Source organism: Streptomyces sp. T39 (assembly GCF_008042045.1).
Classification (GTDB): domain Bacteria; phylum Actinomycetota; class Actinomycetes; order Streptomycetales; family Streptomycetaceae; genus Streptomyces.
This window is the reverse complement of the sequence record NZ_RDBP01000220.1, coordinates 1-1761: the sequence shown is the minus strand read 5'-3', so window position 1 is coordinate 1761 and position 1761 is coordinate 1. Positions and strand designations below refer to the sequence as shown.

Below are 1761 nucleotides of genomic sequence, written 5' to 3'. Positions count from 1 at the left end.
GGTGGTGACGAGGTGGGTGATGCCGGCGTCGGTGGCGGCCGAGCGCAGCCGCTCGTCGGGGAAGTCCGGGTCGAGCAGGGTGTATCCCGCGCCGGTCTTCACCACCGCCACCACCGCCGTCGCGAAGTCGGCGCCGCGCTCCAGCAGCACACCCGCCAGATCACCCCGGCCCAGCCCGTGGGACCGCAGATGACGGGCCAACCGGTTGGCGGACGCGTTCAGTTCGGCATAGGACACCGCCCTCTCGCCGTCGACCAGCGCGGTCCGCTCAGGGTGCTCGGCCACCTGCGCCTCGAACCGCTCCACCAGGGACAGGTCCCCGACCTCGGCCGCACTCCCCGCCCACGCACCGGTCAGCAGCTCCCGCTCACCGGCGGACAGCGTCTCCAGACGCGACAGCCGGACCTCCGGCTCCTCCACCACCTGGGACAGCACCCGCCCCAGCACATCCCCCATCCGCCGCACCGTCACCTCGTCGAAGAGGTCCGCGGCGAAGAGCACGGTGGCTTCCAGCGTGTTCCCGTCGTCCGAGCGGAGGAAGAACTCCAGGTCGAACTTGGCCGACCCGCCGGCGACGGTCCTCACCCGGGCCGTCGGCAGCCCGTGCAGTGCGAGCTCCGGTGCGCCGCCCGTCTCCAGGGTGAGGCAGATCTGGAAGAGGGGGTGGCGGGCGAGGGTCCGGGCCGGGTTGACGCTCTCCAGCACCAGATCGAACGGCGCCTCCTGATGCGCGAACGCGTCCAGATCCGCGGACCGCACCCGGCCCAGCAGTTCCCGGAACGTGGGATCACCCGCACTGTCCGTCCGCAGCACCAGCGTGTTCACGAAGAACCCCACCAGCTCGGCGAGCGCCTCGTCCGCACGACCCGCCACCGGCGAACCGATCGCCAGATCCGCCCCCGCCCCCAGCCGCGACAACGCCGCCACCAGACCCGCATGCACCACCATGAACGGCGTGCACCCCTCCACCCGCGCGAACTCCACCACCCGCGCGAACAACCCCTCCCCCAGCTCCAGCCGGACCTGGCCACCCCGGTGCGAAGCCACCGCCGGACGCGGACGGTCCAGACCCAGACCATGCTCCTGGGGCAGCCCCCTCAACGCCTCCCGCCAGAAGCCCAACTCCCCGCCCAGCACACTCCCCGCGTCCTCCGCCGACCCCAGCGCCCTCCGCTGCCACACCGCATAGTCCGCGTACTGCACCGCCGGCGCCTCCAGCACCGACACCGCAGCACCCGCCACCCGCGCCGCATACGCCCGCTCCAGATCCCCGAAGAAAGCGGCATGGGACAGACCGTCGGTCGCGATGTGATGCAGGACCAGCGAGAGGGTCGTCGCGCCGTCGTCGGTCACCAGTACGGCGGCGCGCAGGGGAAGGTCCGTGCCGAGGTCGAAGACCGTCCCGGCCAACTCGGCCAGCTCCGCGTCGAGTCGGGACGCATCCGTCCGGCGGCGTTCGACCGTCACCCGGGCCCGGTCCGGCGACAGGATCCGCTGACGCGGCTCCCCGTCCACCGCCTCGAACACCGTCCGCAACGGAGCGTGCCGCCCCACCACATCACCCAGCGCCGCCTCCAGCGCCCCCACATCCAAAGAGCCCTCGCACCGCACCACCATCGGCACGTTGTACGCCGCACTCCCGCCCTCCAACTGCGACAGCAACCACAACCGCCGCTGCCCGAACGACGCCACCGGCAGCACACCCGCCACCGCCGACCCCTCCCCCGCCACCAACGGCAAGATCGACAAGCGCGCCCTGCC

1 protein-coding gene is annotated in these 1761 nt (G+C 72.4%); it reads right to left on the bottom strand.

Going from position 1 to position 1761, the window contains the following annotated elements; translation table 11 throughout:
* Nucleotides 1-1692 (bottom strand): condensation domain-containing protein (locus EAO77_RS37300; protein ID WP_261994337.1); only part of this gene is annotated, 1692 nt, incomplete at its 3' end.
* Nucleotides 1693-1761: the final 69 nt, after the last annotated feature.